Raw genomic sequence first — 18,433 nt, 5'->3', positions numbered from 1 at the left:
CGAGCCTGTCACTACGCATCACCATGTCTGTCTACCTGCTCCAGACCATCAACGGAATCGGCATCGGCATGCTGTATTTCCTGCTGGCCGTTGGCTTGTCCATCGTGTTCGGCCTGCTGCGCTTCGTGAACTTCGCGCACGGCGCTTTCTACCTGCTGGGTGCCTACCTGTGCTTCCAGGCCATGCAGTGGGGCCTGAACTTCTGGGCCGCGCTGGTGGTGGTGCCGCTGGCGGTGGGGGCACTGGGCTGGCTGGCCGAGAAGCTGCTGCTGCGCCGCGTGTACGCCAAGCCGCACGAGTTCCACATTCTCGTGACGGTGGGCCTGGCGCTCGCGGTGCAGGAGATCGTCATCGTGTTCTGGGGCCCGCTGGGCAACAGCGTGCCCACGCCCGACCTGCTGCAGGGCGTGGTGATGTGGGGCGACTTCATCTATCCGAAGTACCGGCTGTTCGTGATCGGCTTCACCGCCGTGCTCGCGGTGCTGCTGTGGTGGGTGCTGGAAGGCACGCGCCTGGGCAGCGCGGTGCGCGCGGGCAGCGAATCGACCGAGATGGTGTCGCTGCTGGGCATCAACGTGTTCCGCGTGTTCAGCCTGGTGTTCGCGCTGGGCGCGGCCACGGCGGCGCTGGCCGGCGTGCTGGCCGCGCCCATTCGCGGCGCGGAGCCGTTCATGGGGGTGGAGGCGCTCAGCGTCGCCTTCGTGGTGGTGGTGATCGGGGGGCTCGGCAGCTTCGGCGGCGCGCTGGTCGGCGGGCTGCTGATCGGCATCGTGCAGAGCCTCATGAGCACCGTCTGGCCGCCCGGCGCGAGCCTGATGATCTACGTCGCGATGGGGGCCGTGCTCCTGCTGCGTCCGCATGGCCTGCTCGGCCGCAGAGGATGAACCACGCCATGCCAAGAAAATATTCGTTCCTCCTGGCGCTCGTCGTGGCGCTCGGCCTGCCGCTGGTGCTGCGCTCGGGTTCGCTCGCGAGCGAGGTGCTCATCTACGGGCTTGCCGCCGTCGGTTGCAACCTGCTGCTGGGCTACACCGGCCTGCTGTCGTTCGGCCAGGGCATCTTCTTCGGGCTGGGCAGCTACACCATCGCGATCCTGCTCACGCGCCTGCAACTGCCCATGCCGCTGGCCTTGCTCGCAGCCGTGGCCATGGGCGCGCTGGGCGCGGCGCTGGTCGGGTGGGTGGCCATTCGCCAGCGCGGCACCTACTTCGTGATGCTCACGCTGGCCTTCGCGCAGATGTTCTATTTCGTGGCGTACACCGCCTCGGGCCTCACGGGCGGCGACAACGGCCTGCTCGACGTGCCGCGCCCCGCCTTCATGGACACGCCGTGGAAGTACTACGCCTTCGTGGCGGTGATCTTCCTCATTGCGTTCGCGTTGCTCTTGCGTGTGACCGATTCGGTCTTCGGCCGCACGCTACTTGCTATTCGCGACAACGAGGACCGTGCCGCCGCGGTGGGCTACAACCTCAAGCGCTTCAAGCTGCTGGCCTTCGTGATCTCGGGCGCCGTCACCGGCCTGGCCGGCGGCCTGCACGCGATGATGACCGGCATCGCGCCGCTGTCGAACGCGGAGTACCACACGAGCGAGATGATCCTGGTCATCACCGTGATCGGCGGCACCGGCAACCTGTTCGCCTCGGTGCTGGGCTCGGCCTTCTACGTGCTGCTGGCCGACTGGCTCTCCACGCTATGGCCGCGCTGGCTGCTGCTGTTGGGGCTGCTGCTGATCGGCGTGAGCATCGGCATGCAGCGCGGCTTGTGGGGCCTGGGCGAGAGCGCCTGGCGCCGCGTTTTCCGCAAGACCGTGCCTGCCACCCAGGCGCCGGTTGCACAGCCTGTGTCGCAAGGAGAAAAGGCATGAGCGACGTTCTCATCGAAGCCATCGGCGTCACCAAGCACTACGGCAAGTTCGCCGCGCTCGGCGGGGTCGACCTGAAGATCCGGCGCAACACCGTGCACTCGGTGATCGGGCCGAACGGCGCGGGCAAGACCACGCTGTTCCACATGCTCACGGGCACCGGCACCACCACCGGCGGGCGCATCCTGTTCGACGGCCACGACGTGACGGGCGAGCCCGACTACAGGCGCGTGCAGCGCGGCATGGCGCGGTCGTTCCAGGTGACGAGCCTGTTCGCGAGCCTGTCGGTGCGCGAGAACCTGCGCGTGGCGGCGCAGGGTGTTGCGCCGCGCCAGGCCATGAACTGCTGGCGCGCGCCCGTGGGCGAGCGCGCCTGCGCCGAGACGGTGGCCGAGGTGCTGGCGCGCGTGGGCCTCGAGCGGCTGGCGGACACGCCGGCCAGCGTGCTGTCGCACGGCCAGCAGCGCCGCCTCGAAGTGGGCATGGCGCTGGCCGCCAGGCCCAAGGCGATCTTTCTCGACGAGCCGACCTCGGGCATGGGCATCGACGACCTCGACGACATGAAGCAACTGATTCGCGGCCTGCGCGACGCGCACACCGTGGTGCTGATCGAGCACAACATGAACATCGTGATGGACATCTCCGACACCGTGACCGTGATGCAGCTGGGCCGCGTGCTGGCCGAGGGGCTGCCGGGCGACATTCGCTCCGATGCGCGCGTGCGCACGGCGTACCTGGGCAACATGATCACCGGGGGAAAAGCATGAGCGCCAACATCCTCGAGGTCGAAGGCCTGCACGCCCACTACGGCAAGAGCCACGTGCTGCAGGGCGTGACGCTGACCGTGGGCGAGGCCGAGCTGGTCACGCTGCTGGGCCGCAACGGCGCGGGCAAGTCCACCACGCTCAAGAGCATTGCGGGCGCGGTCACGCCCACCGGCGGCAGCGTGCGTTTCCAGGGCGAGAACGTGGCGGGCCAGGCGCCGCACCGCATCGCCCAGCGCGGCGTGTGCCTGGTACCGGAGCACCGCGGCGTCTTCAAGCTGCTGTCGGTGGAAGAAAACCTGCTGCTCGGCCAGCGGCGCGAATCGCCCTGGCAGCTGGCGGACATCTATCGCATCTTTCCGCGCCTGAAAGAGCGGCGGCGCAACGGGGGCGGGCAGCTCTCGGGCGGCGAGCAGCAGATGCTGGCCATCGGCCGCGCACTCATGAACCACCCGCGCCTGCTGATCCTCGACGAGCCGGTCGAGGGCCTGGCGCCGGTGATCGTGGAGGAAATCGTCGCGCAGCTCAAGACCATCAAGGCGGCCGGTGTGGCCATCCTGCTGGTCGAGCAGAACCTCGAAGTCTGCGTGCAACTGGCCGACCGCCACTACATCGTGGAGCAGGGCGTGATCGTGCACGAGGCTGCCAATGCCGACTTCGTGGCCGACCACGAAGTGAAAGACCGCTACCTGGGCGTGGGGCTTGCTTGAGGCCCGGCGCACTTCTTCTCTCATTCGCACAACCATGACCACACACACCGAACTCCGCATCGACGGCCAGCGCCTCTGGAACTCCCTGATGGAGCTGGCGCAGCTCGGCGCCACCGAAAAAGGCGGCGTCTGCCGCATTGCGCTGACCGACCTCGACCGCCAGGGCCGCGACCTGTTCACGCGCTGGATGCGCGAGGCGGGCTGCGAGGTGCGGGTCGACGCCATCGGCAACATCTTTGCGCGCCGCGCCGGGCGCAACAACGCGCTGCCCCCGGTGACCACCGGCAGCCACATCGACACGCAGCCCACGGGCGGCAAGTTCGACGGCAACTACGGCGTGCTCGCCGGCCTGGAGGTGGTGCGCGCCCTGAACGACGCAAAGGTGCAGACCGAAGCGCCGATCGAGGTGGCCGTGTGGACCAACGAAGAGGGCTCGCGCTTCGTGCCCGTGATGATGGGCTCCGGCGTGTTCGTCGACGCCTTCACGCTGGAACACGCGCTGGCGCAGCGCGACACCGAGGGCGTGAGCGTGGCCGATGCGCTGCAGGCCATCGGCTATGCGGGCAGCACGCCGGCATCGGTCGCCGCGTCGCCGGTGGGCGCGTACTTCGAGGCGCACATCGAGCAGGGCCCGGTGCTGGAAGCCAACGAGCGCGTGATCGGCGTGGTCGAGGGCGCGCTGGGCCAACGCTGGTACGACGTGGTGGTGCAGGGCATGGAAGCGCATGCCGGCCCCACGCCGATGGAGCTGCGCAAGGACGCGTTGCTGGCGGCGTCGGAACTGGTGATCGAGGTGAACCGCATCGCACTGGCCCACGCACCGCATGCGCGCGGCACGGTCGGCTGGATCGACAACTATCCGAACTCGCGCAACGTGATCCCGGGCCGCGTCAAGCTCAGCGTCGACCTGCGCGCGGCCGACGACGTGGTGCTGTCGGCCATGGACGCCGAACTGAAAGAGGCGGTGCAGCGCATCGCCACCAAGGGCAAGGTCGCCGCCACGGTGGAGCAGGTCGTGTACTTCCCGCCGCAGCCTTTCACGCCGAAGCTCGTGTCCGCCGTGCGCGACGCCGCGCAGGCGCAGGGCCTCACCTGGATGAACGTGATCAGCGGCGCGGGCCACGACGCCGTGTACCTGGCGCGTGTGTGCCCCGCGGCCATGATCTTCGTGCCCTGCCTGGACGGCATCAGCCACAACGAGATCGAGGACGCGCAGCCCGACCACCTCGAGGCCGGTTGCAACGTGCTGCTGCAGGCGATGCTGCAAAGCGCGGGGGTCGTGTCGTGAAAGTGCTGATCGCGCGCCTCAACCACGAGACCAACACCTTCTCGCCCGTGCCCACGCCGCTCGCGGCCTTCGGGCCCGACGGCCCGACCTTCAGCCAGCAGGCCTACACCGACAACAAGGGCATGCGCACCGCGATGTCGGCCTTCATCGACCTGGCCGAAGCGGCGGGCGCGACGCTGGTCACGCCGGTGTCGGCCTCGGCCAATCCCAGCGGGCCGGTGGACGCACAGGCCTACACCGTGCTCACGCAATGCATCGTCGACGCGGCGCCGGGCTGCGACGCCATCCTGCTCGACCTGCACGGCGCGATGGTCGCGCAGAACAGCACGGACGGCGAGGGCGACCTGCTGGCGCGCCTGCGCGCCGCCGCGCCGGGCGTGCCCATCGGCGTGGCGCTGGACCTGCATGCCAACGTCACGCCGGCCATGGTCGGCAACGCGGACGTGATCGTCGGCTTCAAGACCTATCCGCACATCGACATGTACGAAACCGGCGCGCATGCCGGCCGGCTGCTGTTCGACCTGCTGGCCGGGCGCAGCCAGCCGCACATGCGGTGGCGTCAATTGCCGCTGATGGCGCACACGCTGCGCAGCGCCTCGTTCACCGGCGCGATGCAGCGGGCCATCGAGGCGGCGCAGGCGGCCGAGGCGTCCGAGTCGCTGGCGGTGTCGATCCTGGCGGGCTTCTCGCTCTCGGACATCGAGGCGCCCTGCATGAGCGTGATCGTGGTCGACGCGCACTCGCCCGAGCGCGCGCAGGCCACGGCCGACCGCATCGCCACGCAGATGTGGAACGAGCGCGAAGCCTTCATCTACCGCAGCGAGCCATTGGCGCAATCGATTGCGCGCGCCAAGACGGCCGCCGAGGGGGCCACGCGGCCGGTGCTGCTGCTGGACCACGGCGACAACTGCATGTCGGGCGGCAGCTGCGACACCATGGACGTGCTGCAGGAGGCGCTGGCACAGGGGCTGCACGGCATCGGCGTGGGGCCGCTGTGCGACCCCGAGGCCGTGGCCGCGCTTGTTGCGGCGGGCGAGGGCGCCGAGGTGACGGTCGCGCTGGGCAACAAGGTCTCGCTCGCCGGCATCGGCCTGTCGAAGACGCCGGTGCGCCTGACCGGCACGGTGCGCGTCATCAGCGACGGCGAGTACGTCATCACAGGCCCCACCTACACCGGCCAGCGCAGCAGCATGGGCCGCACCGTGCTGTTCGACATCGGCGCGGCGCGCATCGTGGTGACCGAGCGCACGCAGGAGCCGTGGGACATCGGCGTGTTCGAGTGCGCGGGGCTCGACCCGCGCGCCGAGCGCTTCCTGCTGCTGAAGTCGCGCATGTACTGCCGGCCGGTGTTCGAGCCGCTGTCGGCCGCGCTGGTGGAGTGCGACAGCCCCGGCGTGACCAGCTCGGACTACAGCCTGTTCCCGTTCGGCAAGGTGCGCCGCCCGGTGTTTCCGCTGGACGCGGATGCGTCGATGGACACAGCCGCACAGGCTGCTTCATCGCCCGCCGCATAACCTGCCACGTCATCGACGCGCATCGCGTGCGGCGCGACCATTCCTTCACCCCGCGATGTTGCGGGTTTGACACCGCCAAAGGAATCGTCACCATGAACACCGCCGCACACGATGCCACCGCCATCGCCCGCAACTACATCGCCGTCTGGAACGAGACCGACGCCGCGCGCCGCGCCGAACTGATCGAAGCCGGTTGGGCCCCCGATGCCCGCTACGTCGACCCGCTGGCGCAGGCCAGCGGCCGCGAGCAGATCCACGCGCTGGTCGGCGCGGTGCACCAGCGCTACCCGGGCTTTCGCTTCAACCTGCTGGGCAAGGCCGACGCGCATGGCGACCATGTGCGCTTCTCGTGGACGCTGGGGCCCAGCGGCGCGGAAGACCTGATTCAGGGCACCGACTTCGCGCAGATCGACGCGGGCAAGCTGCGTTCGGTGACGGGCTTCCTCGACAAGGTGCCGGTCGGCGCCTGACCGGCGGCGCTCAGTCGGGCGCGCTGGCGGGCCGGCCGCGCCACAGCTTGCGATAGACCGTCGCCCGGCTGATGCCCAGGGCCCGCGCGGCCTCCGCCACATTGCCGCGGGCATCGGCCACCGCCTTGCGGATCAGCGCGGTCTCCACGTCGCGCAGGCGGGGCCGGGCGTCGGCGGCCGGCAGCTCCGGCGAGCGGCGGCTGCCGCCGTTATGGGGGCGTACCTGCACCCGCAACCCTGACCACAGAGGCACCTCGAGCACCGCATCGCCGCTGCGGGCCGCGTCGAACATCATGTGCAGCGGCAGCGCGAACAGGTCGTTGAAGTGCAGGGCCTGCTCGCTGTGCGCCAGCGGCTGGTGCAGCATCTGGCGGGCGGCCGCATTGGCCCCGGTGACCTGGCCGGCGTCGTCGATGCACAGCAACCCCTCGGTCGCCTCGCTGCCGGCATTGCCCGGCCAAGCCAGGTGCAGCAGCAGCTCGCACGGCTCACGCATCACCAGGGTGTTCTCGATGCTGCGCGCGCTGAGCGTGGCCAGGTGGCGCAGTTCCGGCCGTTCGATCACCTGGACGCCGCTCAGGTCGAGCATGCCGATGCAGTCGCCCCGGGGACCGAACAGCGGCGCCCCGGCGCAGCTGAAGACGCTGGTGTCGTCGAAGAAATGCTCGCCGCGGTGCAGCCACACCGATTCCTGCTCGGCCAGGGCGGTGCCGATCGCGCTGGTGCCGATGGCGCGCTCCGACAGGTCGACGCCGATGCGCCCGATGTCCCGCGCATAGCGGCTGGCGGCGTCGGTGCCGTCGGGCAGGTTGCCCACGTCGACCACGATGCCCTGGGCATTGGTCAGGATGGCGAAATAGCGGGTGTCGGCAATGGCGCGCGACAGCCGCTCGATCACCGGCCGGGCCGCCGCGACCAGGGCCCGGTTGCGCTCGACGATGTCGCGGCTGCCGGCCTGGCTCACCGGGTCGAAACTGACCCGGTTCTGCGGCCGCCAGCCGGCCTGGAGGCAGCGCTGCCAGGAGCGCGCGATCCATGAGTCGACGCTGGCCTCGGCCCGGATCGGGGCCGGTTCGCCGTCGATCAGCTCACGGCGGGCCTTGGCAATGGCGACGGAGCGCTCTGGCGCCTGCGAAACAAGGGAGACGGGCATCGTGGGTTTTCGCGCGTGGGGCGGTTTTTCTTGCCCGCCGAACGGCAAGCTGTTTCATTTTGAGAATTTCGCGCGGTCTGTGCAAGTGTCAAGGGTTTTTGCCTAGGATAGGCCCAAAGGCCGGCATCAAGATGCTTCGCTGAACCAGCCATCACCTTTCACGGAGACAGCCACATGCAGGTCGCTTTCAAGGTCAACGGTCGCCAGGTCGAGGTCGACGCTCCTCCCAACACCTTTCTCGTCCACGCCATCCGGGAGCACCTTCACCTCACCGGCACCCACGTGGGCTGCGACACCGCGCAGTGCGGTGCGTGCACCGTCCATCTGAACGGTCGTGCGGTCAAGTCCTGCAACATCCTGGTCGCGCAGGCGACGGGCGCCGACATCACCACCATCGAGGGCATCGCCGAAGCCGACGGCACCATGCACCCCATGCAGGCAGCTTTCAAGGAATGCCACGGCCTGCAGTGCGGTTTCTGCACCCCCGGCATGGTCATGAGCGCCATCGACCTGTGCACCCACCACCCCAAGTCCAGCGAATCGGAGATCCGCGAGCTGCTCGACGGCAACCTGTGCCGCTGCACGGGCTACCAGAACATCGTGAAGGCCGTGAAGATGGGCGGCGAGGCCATGGCCTCTGGCACCCCGGTCAAAGCCACCGTCTCGGCCTGAAGGGAGCAGCATCATGGGTGCCTCCGACTTCTCCAACCTTCCTCACATCGGCGAGGCGCTTCGGCGCAAGGAAGACTACCGCTTCCTGACCGGCGCGGGCAACTACACCGACGACATCACGCTGGCCAACCAGAGCCACGCGGTCTTCGTGCGCTCGCCGCACGCGCATGCCACCGTCAAGTCGGTCGACATCGCCGAGGCCATGAAGATGCCCGGCGTGGTCGGCATCTTCAGCGGCAAGGACATCGAGGGAAAGATGGGCGGGCTGCCCTGCGGCTGGCTCATCAACAACCCCGACGGCACCCCCATGAAGGAGCCGATGCACCCGATCCTGGCGATCAACAAGGTGCGCTACGTGGGCGACCACGTCGCCATGGTGGTGGCCGAGACGGTGGAGCAGGCCAAGAACGCGGCCGAGGCGGTGGTGGTCGACTACGACGTGCACACCGCGCTGGTGAGCGTGGCCGACGCCGCGAAGAAGGCCAGCGGCGTCACGCTGCACGACGAAGCGCCCGACAACCAGTGCTACAAGTGGACGCTGGGCGACAAGGCGGCGGTCGATACGGTGTTCGCCACGGCCGCGCATGTGACGAAGCTCGACCTCGTCAACAACCGGCTCATTCCCAACCCCATCGAGCCGCGCGTGGCCATCGGCAGCTACAGCCGCGGCACCGACGACTACACACTGTATGTGTCCAACCAGAACCCGCACGTCGAACGCCTGCTGATGACGGCCTTCGTGCTGGGCCTCCCCGAACACAAGGTGCGGGTGATTGCCCCCGACGTGGGCGGCGGCTTCGGCTCCAAGATCTTCCTGTACGCCGAGGACGTGTGCCTGACCTGGGCGGCCAAGCAGCTCAACCGCAACATCAAATGGACGGCCGAGCGTTCGGAGTGCTTCCTGTCCGACGCGCACGGCCGCGACCACGTGAGCCACGCCGAAATGGCGATGGACGCTCAAGGCAAGTTCCTGGCGATGCGGGTGCACACCGACGCCAACCTGGGCGCCTACCTGTCGACCTTCTCGACCGCGGTGCCGACCATCCTCTACGCCACGCTGCTCGCCGGCCAGTACGCCACGCCGCAGATCTACGTGGAGGTCGATGCCTGGTTCACCAACACCGCGCCGGTCGACGCCTACCGCGGGGCGGGGCGGCCCGAAGCCACCTACCTGCTGGAGCGGCTGGTGTCGCGCTGCGCCTGGGAAATGAACCTGGGGCAGGACGAGATCCGCAAGCGCAACTTCATCACCACCTTCCCGTACCAGACGCCAGTGGCGCTGCAGTACGACACCGGCGATTTCCATGCCTGCATGGACAAGGCACGGGTGCTGGCCGAGGTCGACGGCTTCGCGGCGCGCCGGGCGGCGAGCGAGGCGCAGGGCAAGCTGCGCGGCATCGGCTACTCGAGCTACATCGAGGCCTGCGGCATCGCGCCGTCGAACATCGCGGGCGCGCTCGGTGCGCGTGCGGGCCTGTTCGAGTGCGGCGAGATCCGCGTGCACCCCACCGGCAGCGTGACGGTGTTCACCGGCTCGCACAGCCACGGCCAGGGCCACGAGACCACCTTCGCGCAGGTCGTGGCGGCGCGGCTGGGCATTCCGGTCGACAACGTCGACGTGGTGCACGGCGACACCGGCCGCGTGCCCTTCGGCATGGGCACCTACGGCTCGCGCTCCATCTCGGTGGGCGGCGCGGCCATCATGAAGGCGCTGGACAAGATCGAGACCAAGGCCAAGAAGATCGCCGCGCACCTGATGGAGGCCAGCGACGTCGACATCGAGTTCGCCAACGGCGAGTTCACGGTCAAGGGCACCGACAAGAAGATCCCGTTCGGCCAGGTGGCGCTCACGGCCTACGTGCCGCACAACTACCCGCTCGACAAGCTGGAGCCGGGCCTGAACGAAACCGCCTTCTACGACCCGACCAACTTCACCTTTCCGGGCGGCACCTACATCTGCGAGGTGGAAATCGACCGGCAGACCGCCGAAGTGCGCGTCGACCGCTTCACCGCTGTGGACGACTTCGGCACCATCATCAACCCGATGATCGTCGAGGGCCAGGTGCACGGCGGGCTGGTGCAGGGCATCGGCCAGGCGCTGCTGGAGAACTGCGTGTACGACAACGAGACCGGCCAGCTGCTCACCGGCAGCTTCATGGACTACGCCATGCCGCGCGCGGCCGAGTTTCCGCTGTTCAAGCTGGACACCGTGTGCACTCCGTGCACGCACAACCCGCTGGGCACCAAGGGCTGCGGCGAGGCGGGGGCCATCGGCTCGCCGCCGGCCGTGATCAACGCCGTGCTCGACGCGCTGGCGCCTTTGGGCGTGAAGGACTTCGACATGCCCGCATCGTCCAGCCGCGTCTGGGAAGCGATGCAGAAGGGCAGCGGCAGCGCCGCAAAGGACGCGATGCCGCAGCAACCCGCGCTGGCCGCCAGCACCCAGGGCCGTCCCGCACCCTGAACAACAAGAAGGAACCACACCATGTACGCCTTCACACTCGAACGGCCCGCTTCCACGGCCGATGCGGCCAAGCTCGTTGCCGCCGGCGCCAAGCCGCTGGCCGGCGGCCAGACCCTGCTGGCGTCGATGAAGCTGCGGCTTTCGGCGCCCGAACAACTGGTGGACCTGAGCGGCATTGCCGAGCTCACGGGCATCAAGAAAGACGGCGACAGCCTCACCGTCGGTGCCATGTCGCGCCACCTCGACGTGGCGAACAACGCCGACGTGAAAGCCGCTTTTCCCGCGCTGGCCGACCTGGCCTCGCGCATCGGCGACCGGCAGGTGCGCGCGATGGGCACCCTCGGCGGTTCGGTGGCCAACAACGACCCGGCGGCGTGCTACCCCAGCGCGGTGCTGGGAACCGGTGCCACGGTCGTCACGTCGAAGCGCGAGATTGCGGCGGACGATTTCTTCCAGGGCCTGTTCACCACGGCGCTGGAGGACGACGAGCTGATCACCGCGATCCGCTTTCCCATCCCGAAGCGGGCCGTGTACGAGAAGCTGCGCCAGAAGGCCTCGCACTTTCCGCTGGTCGGCATCTTCCTGGCGCAGTACGACAGCGGCGTGCGCGTGGCCGTCACCGGCGCGGGCAACGGCGTGTTCCGGCACAAGGGGCTGGAAGACGCGCTCAGCAAGAGCTTCACCGCCGCGGCCGCCGCAGCCGTGAAGATCGACGCGAGCGACCTGAACAGCGACCTGCATGCCTCGGCCGCCTACCGCGCGAACCTGATCAGCGTGCTGACGCAACGCGCGGTGACCAAGGCGCTGGGCTGAACAAGCCCGGTTTCACACACGGACGCCGGAAGGCGCGACACCTTCGCGCCTTCCGCTACGCTGCGCCATGATCTTCCCGACCATCGATTCCCTCTCCAACGGGTTGGTGCAGGCCGGCTACTTTGCCGACCGCCGCCTGGCCACCGCCGTCTTCCTCGCGCTCAAGCTGCAGCGCCCGCTGCTGCTCGAAGGCGAGCCCGGCGTGGGCAAGACCGAGCTGGCCAAGGCGCTGTCGAAGGCACTGAACCGCGAGCTGCTGCGCCTGCAGTGCTACGACGGGCTGGAGCAGCGCGAGGCGCTCTATGAATGGAACTACGCGGCACAGCTGCTGCACATGCGCGCGGCCGAAGCCAGCGGCGCCGCGCGCGACGTGGAGGCCGAGGTCTACCAGCCGCACTACCTGATCCGCCGGCCGCTGCTGCAGGCGCTGCAAACACCCGCGCCCGGCGCCGTGCTGTTGATCGACGAGGTGGACCGCGCCGACGAGCCCTTCGAGGCCTTCCTGCTCGAGTACCTGGGCGAATACCAGGTGAGCATTCCCGAACTGGGCACGGTGAGCGCGGTGGTGCCGCCGGTGACCATCCTCACGAGCAACCGCACGCGCGAGCTCAACGACGCGGTCAAGCGCCGCTGCCTGTATCACTGGCTCGACTACCCCGAGCGCGAGCGCGAGCTGGCCATCGTGCGCGCCCAGGTGCCGCAGGCCGGCGAAACGCTCTCGGCACAGGTGTCGGCCTTCGTGGCGCGGCTGCGCGAGGCGCCGTTTGTCAACGCCTTCCAGCGCGCACCCGGCATCGCCGAAAGCGTCGAGTGGGCGAGGGCGCTGATTGCGCTGGACACGGTGGAGCTCGACCCCGAGGTGGTGGTCGACACCGCCGGCATCCTGTTCAAGCAGCGCGACGACGTGGCCGCGCTCACGCTGGAACTGGCGTCGGACCTGCTCAGGCCCGAGGAGCCGGCCGCGCGCTGAGCGCGCCAGGCATGCGCATGGCCGGCATTCCGCAACTCGGCGACGTCCGCAGCGGCAAGCTTGCCGGCAACATCACCGCCTTCGGCCGGGCGCTGCGCCGCGCAGGCGTGCGCACCGACGCCATGCGCATCGCGCTGGCCGCCGAGGCTGCCATGCTGGTGGGCGTGGAAGACAAGCTCGACCTGGGCGCCGCGATGGAGGCCGTGATGGTCAGCCGCGAACAGGACCGCATGGTGTTCCGCGAGCTGTTCGATGCCTGGTTCCGCGACCCGGAGCTGGCCAACAAGCTGCTCGCCCAGATGCTCCCGAGCGCCGAAGGCAAGGCTGAGCCGTCGAAGCGCCGCCCGCGCGTGCGCGAGGCACTCACCGCCCCGCGCAACGCCGCCCGGCCGGCCGAGCCCGCCAAGCCCGACAAGGAAGTCGAGTTCGACGCCGCCATGACGGCGAGCGACCGCCAGCGCCTTCAGCATGCGGACTTCAACGCACTCGGCGCGTCGGAGTACCGGCTGGTCGAGCGGCTGGCCCGTGACGTCACGCTGCCGATTCCCGCATTGCCGTCGCGCCGCCTGCGCCCCGCCGGCGACGCGGGCCGCCAGCATGTGCGCATGCATTGGCCGGGCGTGCTGCAGCAAGCGGCGCGCACCGGTGGCGAGATCCTGCGGCTGCCCCGCCTGGCCCGGCGCGAGCAACCGCTGCCCCTGCTGGTGCTGGTCGATGTGTCTGGCTCGATGGAGCGCTATGCGCGGCTGCTGCTCGCCTTCCTGCATGCGGCCACGCGCCGCGCGGGCCGGCGCGACGTGTTCGCCTTCGGCACCCGCCTGACCGACCTGACCCCGGCCTTCCGGCTGGCCGACACCGACGCCATGCTGCTCGCGGCCGGCCTGGCCATCGACGACTTTGCCGGCGGCACCCGGCTGGGCGACTCGCTGGGCGAACTGCGCCGCGCCCACGCCCGCCGCCTGACCGGCCGCCGCACGCTGGTGCTGGTGATCAGCGACGGGCTCGACACCGGCGAACCCGCCGTGCTGGAACACGAACTGCTGTGGCTCAAGCGCCATTCGCGCCGGCTGCTGTGGCTCAACCCGCTGCTGCGCTTCGACGGCTACGCCCCTCTGGCCCGTGGGGCCAGCGTGCTGCACCGCCATGCGGACGCGATGCTCGCGGTTCACAATCTCAGCGCACTGGAGCAGCTGGCTGCGAGCCTGGCCGCCCTGATGCGGTCCGGCAGATAGCGCGCTGCCGGCAAGGACAAAAAAGGAACCCACCATGGAAATGCTCGGAAACCGCCGCCTCGGCGTCACGCAACAACAAGCCTGGGAAGCCCTCAACGACCCCGAAACGCTGAAGAAGTGCATCCCCGGCTGCGACAAGTTCGAGCTCACGGGCGAGAACACCTACAGCGTTGCGCTGGCGCTCAAGATCGGCCCGGTGTCGGCCAAGTTCAGCGGCAAGGTGATGCTGTCGGACATCGTGGCGCCCGACGGCTACAAGCTGACTTTCGAGGGGCAGGGCGGCGTGGCGGGGTTTGCCAAGGGCTCGTCGAGCGTCTCGCTCAAGCCGCTGGCCGGTGCAGCGCCTGCCGATGCCGAGGCCGCCACGACGCCGGGCGCCGGCTGCGAGCTCGACTACACCGTGCAGGCCCAGGTCGGCGGCAAGATCGCCCAGCTCGGCCAGCGCCTGATCGACGGCGCCGCCAAGTCGACCGCCGACGATTTCTTCAAGCGCTTCGACGCCGAGATGCAGAGCCGCTACGGCCCGCCGCCCGCGGCTGCCGGAGAGGCCGAAGCGCCGGCCGAGAAGGCCGGCATGATGTCCGGCCTCATGAAGAAGATGGGCTTGGGCAAGAAGGACAAGGACGGCGACCCGGACGCGCCCGCTGCGCCTGGCGACGCGGCCTGAGGAAGCGACCCGCGCCATGGAAAACCTCGATGTCATGGTGTTGCGCACGCTGCGCGACTGGCGGCGTGCCGGCAAGCGCGCGCTGCTGACCACCGTGGTGCGCACCTGGGGCTCGTCGCCGCGGCCGGTGGGCTCGATCATGGCCCTGGCCGAAGACGGCGCCGTGGTCGGCTCGGTCTCCGGCGGCTGCATCGAGGACGACCTCATCGCGCGCTACAGCCATGCCCACGGCAAGGGCGAGGACGTGCCGCTGGGCGCGCCGCCCGCGCTCGTGAAGTACGGCATCACGGCCGACGAAGCGCATCGCTTCGGCCTGCCCTGCGGCGGCACGCTGGAGCTGCTGCTCGAGTACGCGCCCGACGCCGATGCGCTCGACCAGCTGGTGGCGCAGCTCGAGCAGGGCAAGCTCATGAAGCGCACGGTGACGCTCGCCACCGGCACGGTGCAACTCGCGCAGGCGACGGCCCCCGACGAGCTCACCGTGAACGACACCGAGCTCACCAACACCTTCGGCCCCGAGTACCGCATGCTGCTGATCGGTGCCGGCCAACTGGCCGAGTACCTCGCCACCATGGCCAAGTTCAGCGGCTTCGCCGTGACGCTGTGCGACCCGCGCGCGGAATACCGCACCGCGTGGTCGTTGCCCGGCGTGCACATCACCACCGAGATGCCCGACGACGCGGTGCTCGCCTTCAGGCCCGACCGCCGCAGCTGCGTGGTGGCGCTCACGCACGATCCCAAGCTCGACGACCTCGCGCTGCTCGAGGCGCTGCAGAGCGAGGCCTTCTATGTGGGCGCCATCGGCTCGCGCCGCAATGCCGACGCGCGGCGCGACCGCATGATCGAGCACTTCGAGCAGACCGATGCGTCGCTCGCGCGCCTGCGCGGGCCCATCGGCATCTACATCGGCAGCAAGACGCCCCCTGAGATCGCGGTCAGCGTGATGGCGGAGATTCTTGCGGTGAAGAACGCGGTGACGCTGCCGCGCGAGGTCGAGGTGGCGCGCGCCAAGGAAATGCAGCAGCTGCAGCCGAGCTGACGGCCACGGGCTTCAGCCCGACTTGGCCTGCGGCGGTACGTCGCCGCCCTTTTGCCGCTCGCGGAACAGCGCCGCGCGCATCAGGAAGATGGTGGTGATGGGCGCGGTGAGCGCAATGAACAGCACGATCAGCACCGCGTGCAGGAACAGGCTGAAGCCCTGCACCGAGAAGTAGACGATGGTGGCGATGGTCATGCACCACACGCCCACCGTCGCACCCAGCGTGGGCGCATGGATGCGGCGGAAGAAGGTGGGCAGCCGCACCAGCCCGAAGGAGCCGATGGCCGCAAAGGCGGCGCCAAGCACCGCGAAAACGGCGGTGACGATTTCCGCCCACAGCGGCAGCGGCCCCACGATGAAATCATTCATTCGATCACCTCCCCGCGCAGCAGGAACTTGGCGATGGCCGTCGATCCCACGAAGCCGAACAGCGCGATCAGCAGGGCAGCCTCGAAGTAGACGTTGCTCGCGTAGATGATGCCCAGCACCAGCATCATCAGCATGCCGTTGATGTAGAGGCAGTCCAGCGCCATCACGCGGTCTTGCGCGGTGGGCCCGATCAGCAGGCGCGAGAGCGCGCACAGCATGGCCACGGCCAGCAGGAAGAGCGCGAACTTCAGGGCCCAGAAAAGGATGGGTGTCATGACTCGAAGATCTCCATCAGGGGGCGTTCGTAGCGCTGCTTGATCTGCGCCACGAAGGCCGCTTCGTCGGCCAGGTCGAACACGTGGATCAGCAGCATGCTGCGGTCGAACGACACTTCACCCCAGGCGGTGCCGGGCGTGAGGCACATGATCATCGCGAGCACGGCCAGGCCGTTGGGGTCGCGCATGTCCAGCGGAATCTGCACGAAGCGGGCCTCGATGTGCGAGGTGCGGCGGGTGAGCAGCAGCCGGGCCACGTCGTACGCCGACTTGAGCATGTCGTACGTCACCGCGAGCGACAGCCGCAGCGCCACGCCGGGCCGGCGCATGCGCACGGTGGCGGGCCGCAGGCCCTTGGTGATGAGCGGCACCGCAATGGCCAGCACCACGGCCGACAGCAGCGTGGCGGCCTCCAGCGATTGCTCGAGCAGGATCCAGACGACGAACAGCGCGAAGGACAGCGGCGGGGAAGGAATCAGGCGCTTCATGGGGCCGGTGCTTCCTTCTTCACGGGGTTGGGAACCTGCTTGGCGCCGAGCACGGCGTTGCGGTACGCCGTGGGCGTTTTCAGGCCCTGGGCCGTGGCCTTGGCGTGCTGCATCACGGGCTCGGCCCACACGGTCAGCGCCACGCAGGCCGCGAGCAGCGCGGCCACCGGCAGCACCTCGAGCGCGGGCAGCGAGGGCATGGTGGCGTGGGGTTGCGTCCAGAAGTGGCGGATGCCGGTGCGGCTCAGCGCAACCAGCGACAGGAAGCCAGAGACGATCAGCAGCGCAAGAAAGGTCCAGCCGGCGACGCCGACCCCGCCGGTGCCGAGCAGGCCCGACAGCATCGCGAACTTGCCGACGAAGCCCGACAGCGGCGGCAACCCCGCAAGCAGCAGCGTGCAGCCCATGAAGCTCAGGCCCAGGAAGGCGACGCCCGCGGGAATCGCGCGGCCGTAGAGCGCCTGGGCCTCGTCGTCGAGGTTCACGTCGGAGAGCACCCGCAGGTCTTCGGTGAGGTAGGGCGCGTTGCCGGCCGCCTCGTGCGGTGCCACGCTCATGCCCGCGTTGCGCCAGCGTTCGATCATGTCGATCAGCAGGAAGAAGGCGCTCACCGCGAGCGTGGAACTCAGCAGGTAATACAGCGCACCGGCCCACACGGCCGGCTGCCCCAGGCCGACCGCCGCGAGCAGGGTGCCGGCCGACACCAGCACGCTGAAGCCCGCCAGGTTGGAGAGCCGCTGCGTGCCGACGATGCCGATGGCGCCCACGAACAGCGTCGCCAGCCCGGTGCCGACCAGCGCCACCTGCCCGAAGGCGGCCGAGTCGCCGGTGTCGGGCGCGAACAGCACGGTCCACAGCCGCAGGATCGTGTAGATGCCCAGCTTGGTGAGCAGCGCAAACACCGCGCCCACCGGCGACACCGCCGCGCTGTATGCCGGCACCAGCCAGAAGTTGAGCGGCCACGCGCCCGCCTTGGCGAAGAAGGCCGTGGCGAGGATGGCCGCCGCCGCGTGCACCAGGCCGCGGTCGCCGGGCGAGAGCTCGGCGATGCGCACGCCCAGGTCGGCCATGTTCAGCGTGCCCGTCACGCCATAGAGGATGGCCGCGCCGATCAGGAACAGCGACGAGGCCGCCAGGTTGATCGCGATGTAGTGCAGCCCCGCCTGCACCCGCAGGCGCCCCGAGCCGTGCAGCAGGAGGCCGTAGGAGGCTGCGAGCATCACCTCGAAGAACACGAACAGGTTGAACAGGTCGCCGGTGAGGAAGGCGCCGTTCAGGCCCATGAGCTGCAGTTGCAGCAGCGGATGGAAGTGCACGCCCGCGCGGTCCCAGCGCGAGGTGGAATAGATCGACGCCGCAAACGCGATGACGCCCGTGAGCGCGACCATCATGGTCGAGAGCCGGTCGGCCACCAGCACGATGCCGAACGGCGCGCGCCAGTTGCCCGGCAGGTACACGCCGATGGAGCCCGGTCCGCCGCCGGTGTCGGCCGCGTTCACCCAGCGCAGCAGCGCCAGCGCGGCCAGCAGGCCGATCAGGCCCGAGACCACGCTCAGGGCCGACTTGGTGCGCCGCCGGTTCTCGCCCATCAGCAGCATGAGCGCGGCCGTGAGCATGGGCACGAGTATGGGCACCGCCACCAGGTGCGGCATGCCGAACTCGAGCAGTTCGTCGAGCAGGTGGA

Annotated in this window: 19 protein-coding genes; 14 read left to right on the top strand and 5 right to left on the bottom strand. The window is 69.2% G+C overall.

All coding sequences use genetic code 11. The annotated features are described in order from the left end of the window. Positions 1-23 precede the first annotated feature (23 nt). From AC0IYU_RS14375 to AC0IYU_RS14345, 7 genes are all read left to right on the top strand, one after another. On the top strand, positions 24-884 hold the full coding sequence (locus AC0IYU_RS14375) for a branched-chain amino acid ABC transporter permease (RefSeq protein ID WP_472117872.1): 861 nt from the start codon (positions 24-26) through the stop codon (positions 882-884). Between the two features lie 8 nt (positions 885-892). After that, complete coding sequence (locus AC0IYU_RS14370) at positions 893-1,864, top strand: branched-chain amino acid ABC transporter permease (protein ID WP_472117870.1); 972 nt, start codon at positions 893-895, stop codon at positions 1,862-1,864. Further along, the gene (locus AC0IYU_RS14365; protein ID WP_435483228.1) at positions 1,861-2,628 is read left to right on the top strand and encodes an ABC transporter ATP-binding protein; all 768 of its coding nucleotides are present in this window, start codon (positions 1,861-1,863) and stop codon (positions 2,626-2,628) included. The genes AC0IYU_RS14370 and AC0IYU_RS14365 overlap by 4 nt, the downstream gene beginning before the upstream one ends. Continuing rightward, on the top strand, positions 2,625-3,335 hold the full coding sequence (locus tag AC0IYU_RS14360) for an ABC transporter ATP-binding protein (RefSeq protein WP_472117867.1): 711 nt from the start codon (positions 2,625-2,627) through the stop codon (positions 3,333-3,335). The genes AC0IYU_RS14365 and AC0IYU_RS14360 overlap by 4 nt, the downstream gene beginning before the upstream one ends. Positions 3,336-3,369: 34 nt before the next feature. Next, entirely contained in the window at positions 3,370-4,623 is a 1,254-nt protein-coding gene (locus AC0IYU_RS14355; RefSeq protein WP_472117864.1) for a Zn-dependent hydrolase, read from the top strand. Next, a complete protein-coding gene (locus tag AC0IYU_RS14350; RefSeq protein WP_472117861.1) occupies positions 4,620-6,137 on the top strand; it encodes a M81 family metallopeptidase in 1,518 nt (505 codons plus the stop codon). The genes AC0IYU_RS14355 and AC0IYU_RS14350 overlap by 4 nt, the downstream gene beginning before the upstream one ends. A gap of 92 nt (positions 6,138-6,229) precedes the next feature. Next, positions 6,230-6,607, top strand: coding sequence for a nuclear transport factor 2 family protein (locus AC0IYU_RS14345; protein WP_472117858.1), 378 nt, complete (start codon positions 6,230-6,232; stop codon positions 6,605-6,607). Positions 6,608-6,617: 10 nt separating this feature from the next. Here the strand turns inward: AC0IYU_RS14345 and AC0IYU_RS14340 are convergent, their stop codons facing one another. Then, the gene (locus AC0IYU_RS14340; RefSeq protein ID WP_472117855.1) at positions 6,618-7,760 is read right to left on the bottom strand and encodes a helix-turn-helix domain-containing protein; all 1,143 of its coding nucleotides are present in this window, start codon (positions 7,758-7,760) and stop codon (positions 6,618-6,620) included. A gap of 174 nt (positions 7,761-7,934) precedes the next feature. Between AC0IYU_RS14340 and AC0IYU_RS14335 the strand changes: the two genes are divergently transcribed. From AC0IYU_RS14335 to AC0IYU_RS14305, 7 genes are all read left to right on the top strand, one after another. Then, the gene (locus tag AC0IYU_RS14335) at positions 7,935-8,432 is read left to right on the top strand and encodes a (2Fe-2S)-binding protein (RefSeq protein WP_472117852.1); all 498 of its coding nucleotides are present in this window, start codon (positions 7,935-7,937) and stop codon (positions 8,430-8,432) included. Between the two features lie 13 nt (positions 8,433-8,445). After that, a complete protein-coding gene (locus AC0IYU_RS14330) occupies positions 8,446-10,896 on the top strand; it encodes a xanthine dehydrogenase family protein molybdopterin-binding subunit (RefSeq protein WP_472117849.1) in 2,451 nt (816 codons plus the stop codon). A gap of 21 nt (positions 10,897-10,917) precedes the next feature. Next, complete coding sequence (locus AC0IYU_RS14325; protein ID WP_472117846.1) at positions 10,918-11,709, top strand: FAD binding domain-containing protein; 792 nt, start codon at positions 10,918-10,920, stop codon at positions 11,707-11,709. Between the two features lie 67 nt (positions 11,710-11,776). After that, on the top strand, positions 11,777-12,679 hold the full coding sequence (locus tag AC0IYU_RS14320; protein ID WP_435483237.1) for an AAA family ATPase: 903 nt from the start codon (positions 11,777-11,779) through the stop codon (positions 12,677-12,679). Positions 12,680-12,696: 17 nt separating this feature from the next. Next, the gene (locus AC0IYU_RS14315) at positions 12,697-13,911 is read left to right on the top strand and encodes a vWA domain-containing protein (protein WP_472117843.1); all 1,215 of its coding nucleotides are present in this window, start codon (positions 12,697-12,699) and stop codon (positions 13,909-13,911) included. Between the two features lie 34 nt (positions 13,912-13,945). Beyond that, positions 13,946-14,578 carry a CoxG family protein gene (locus tag AC0IYU_RS14310; RefSeq protein WP_472117841.1) on the top strand — a complete coding sequence of 211 codons (633 nt, stop codon included), beginning with the start codon at positions 13,946-13,948 and terminating at the stop codon, positions 14,576-14,578. Positions 14,579-14,594: 16 nt separating this feature from the next. After that, complete coding sequence (locus AC0IYU_RS14305) at positions 14,595-15,617, top strand: XdhC family protein (protein ID WP_472117839.1); 1,023 nt, start codon at positions 14,595-14,597, stop codon at positions 15,615-15,617. A 12-nt stretch (positions 15,618-15,629) separates the two neighbouring features. Here AC0IYU_RS14305 and mnhG read toward each other — a convergent pair whose 3' ends face one another. From mnhG to AC0IYU_RS14285, 4 genes are read right to left on the bottom strand one after another with little or no spacing between them, the layout of a single operon-like run. Beyond that, the gene (mnhG, locus tag AC0IYU_RS14300; protein ID WP_472117837.1) at positions 15,630-15,986 is read right to left on the bottom strand and encodes a monovalent cation/H(+) antiporter subunit G; all 357 of its coding nucleotides are present in this window, start codon (positions 15,984-15,986) and stop codon (positions 15,630-15,632) included. Beyond that, positions 15,983-16,261 carry a K+/H+ antiporter subunit F gene (locus AC0IYU_RS14295; protein ID WP_435435442.1) on the bottom strand — a complete coding sequence of 93 codons (279 nt, stop codon included), beginning with the start codon at positions 16,259-16,261 and terminating at the stop codon, positions 15,983-15,985. Before AC0IYU_RS14295 ends, mnhG begins: the two co-directional genes overlap by 4 nt. Next, entirely contained in the window at positions 16,258-16,749 is a 492-nt protein-coding gene (locus AC0IYU_RS14290; protein ID WP_472117834.1) for a Na+/H+ antiporter subunit E, read from the bottom strand. The genes AC0IYU_RS14295 and AC0IYU_RS14290 overlap by 4 nt, the downstream gene beginning before the upstream one ends. Beyond that, positions 16,746-18,401 carry a monovalent cation/H+ antiporter subunit D gene (locus AC0IYU_RS14285; protein WP_472117998.1) on the bottom strand — a complete coding sequence of 552 codons (1,656 nt, stop codon included), beginning with the start codon at positions 18,399-18,401 and terminating at the stop codon, positions 16,746-16,748. The genes AC0IYU_RS14290 and AC0IYU_RS14285 overlap by 4 nt, the downstream gene beginning before the upstream one ends. Between the last annotated feature and the right edge of the window lie 32 nt (positions 18,402-18,433).

Source organism: Variovorax sp. AC103 (assembly GCF_979254005.1).
Note: the sequence above shows the minus strand (reverse complement) of the source record. Positions and strands in the feature narration are given on the sequence as shown.

Coding starts and splice junctions, on each gene's coding strand:
- AC0IYU_RS14375 (WP_472117872.1), top strand. CDS start 24: ATGTCTGTCTACCTGCTCCAGACCATCAACGGAATCGGCATCGGCATG.
- AC0IYU_RS14370 (WP_472117870.1), top strand. CDS start 893: ATGCCAAGAAAATATTCGTTCCTCCTGGCGCTCGTCGTGGCGCTCGGC.
- AC0IYU_RS14365 (WP_435483228.1), top strand. CDS start 1,861: ATGAGCGACGTTCTCATCGAAGCCATCGGCGTCACCAAGCACTACGGC.
- AC0IYU_RS14360 (WP_472117867.1), top strand. CDS start 2,625: ATGAGCGCCAACATCCTCGAGGTCGAAGGCCTGCACGCCCACTACGGC.
- AC0IYU_RS14355 (WP_472117864.1), top strand. CDS start 3,370: ATGACCACACACACCGAACTCCGCATCGACGGCCAGCGCCTCTGGAAC.
- AC0IYU_RS14345 (WP_472117858.1), top strand. CDS start 6,230: ATGAACACCGCCGCACACGATGCCACCGCCATCGCCCGCAACTACATC.
- AC0IYU_RS14340 (WP_472117855.1), bottom strand. CDS start 7,760: ATGCCCGTCTCCCTTGTTTCGCAGGCGCCAGAGCGCTCCGTCGCCATT.
- AC0IYU_RS14335 (WP_472117852.1), top strand. CDS start 7,935: ATGCAGGTCGCTTTCAAGGTCAACGGTCGCCAGGTCGAGGTCGACGCT.
- AC0IYU_RS14330 (WP_472117849.1), top strand. CDS start 8,446: ATGGGTGCCTCCGACTTCTCCAACCTTCCTCACATCGGCGAGGCGCTT.
- AC0IYU_RS14325 (WP_472117846.1), top strand. CDS start 10,918: ATGTACGCCTTCACACTCGAACGGCCCGCTTCCACGGCCGATGCGGCC.
- AC0IYU_RS14320 (WP_435483237.1), top strand. CDS start 11,777: ATGATCTTCCCGACCATCGATTCCCTCTCCAACGGGTTGGTGCAGGCC.
- AC0IYU_RS14315 (WP_472117843.1), top strand. CDS start 12,697: ATGGCCGGCATTCCGCAACTCGGCGACGTCCGCAGCGGCAAGCTTGCC.
- AC0IYU_RS14310 (WP_472117841.1), top strand. CDS start 13,946: ATGGAAATGCTCGGAAACCGCCGCCTCGGCGTCACGCAACAACAAGCC.
- AC0IYU_RS14305 (WP_472117839.1), top strand. CDS start 14,595: ATGGAAAACCTCGATGTCATGGTGTTGCGCACGCTGCGCGACTGGCGG.
- mnhG (WP_472117837.1), bottom strand. CDS start 15,986: ATGAATGATTTCATCGTGGGGCCGCTGCCGCTGTGGGCGGAAATCGTC.
- AC0IYU_RS14295 (WP_435435442.1), bottom strand. CDS start 16,261: ATGACACCCATCCTTTTCTGGGCCCTGAAGTTCGCGCTCTTCCTGCTG.
- AC0IYU_RS14290 (WP_472117834.1), bottom strand. CDS start 16,749: ATGAAGCGCCTGATTCCTTCCCCGCCGCTGTCCTTCGCGCTGTTCGTC.
- AC0IYU_RS14285 (WP_472117998.1), bottom strand. CDS start 18,401: ATGCCGCACCTGGTGGCGGTGCCCATACTCGTGCCCATGCTCACGGCC.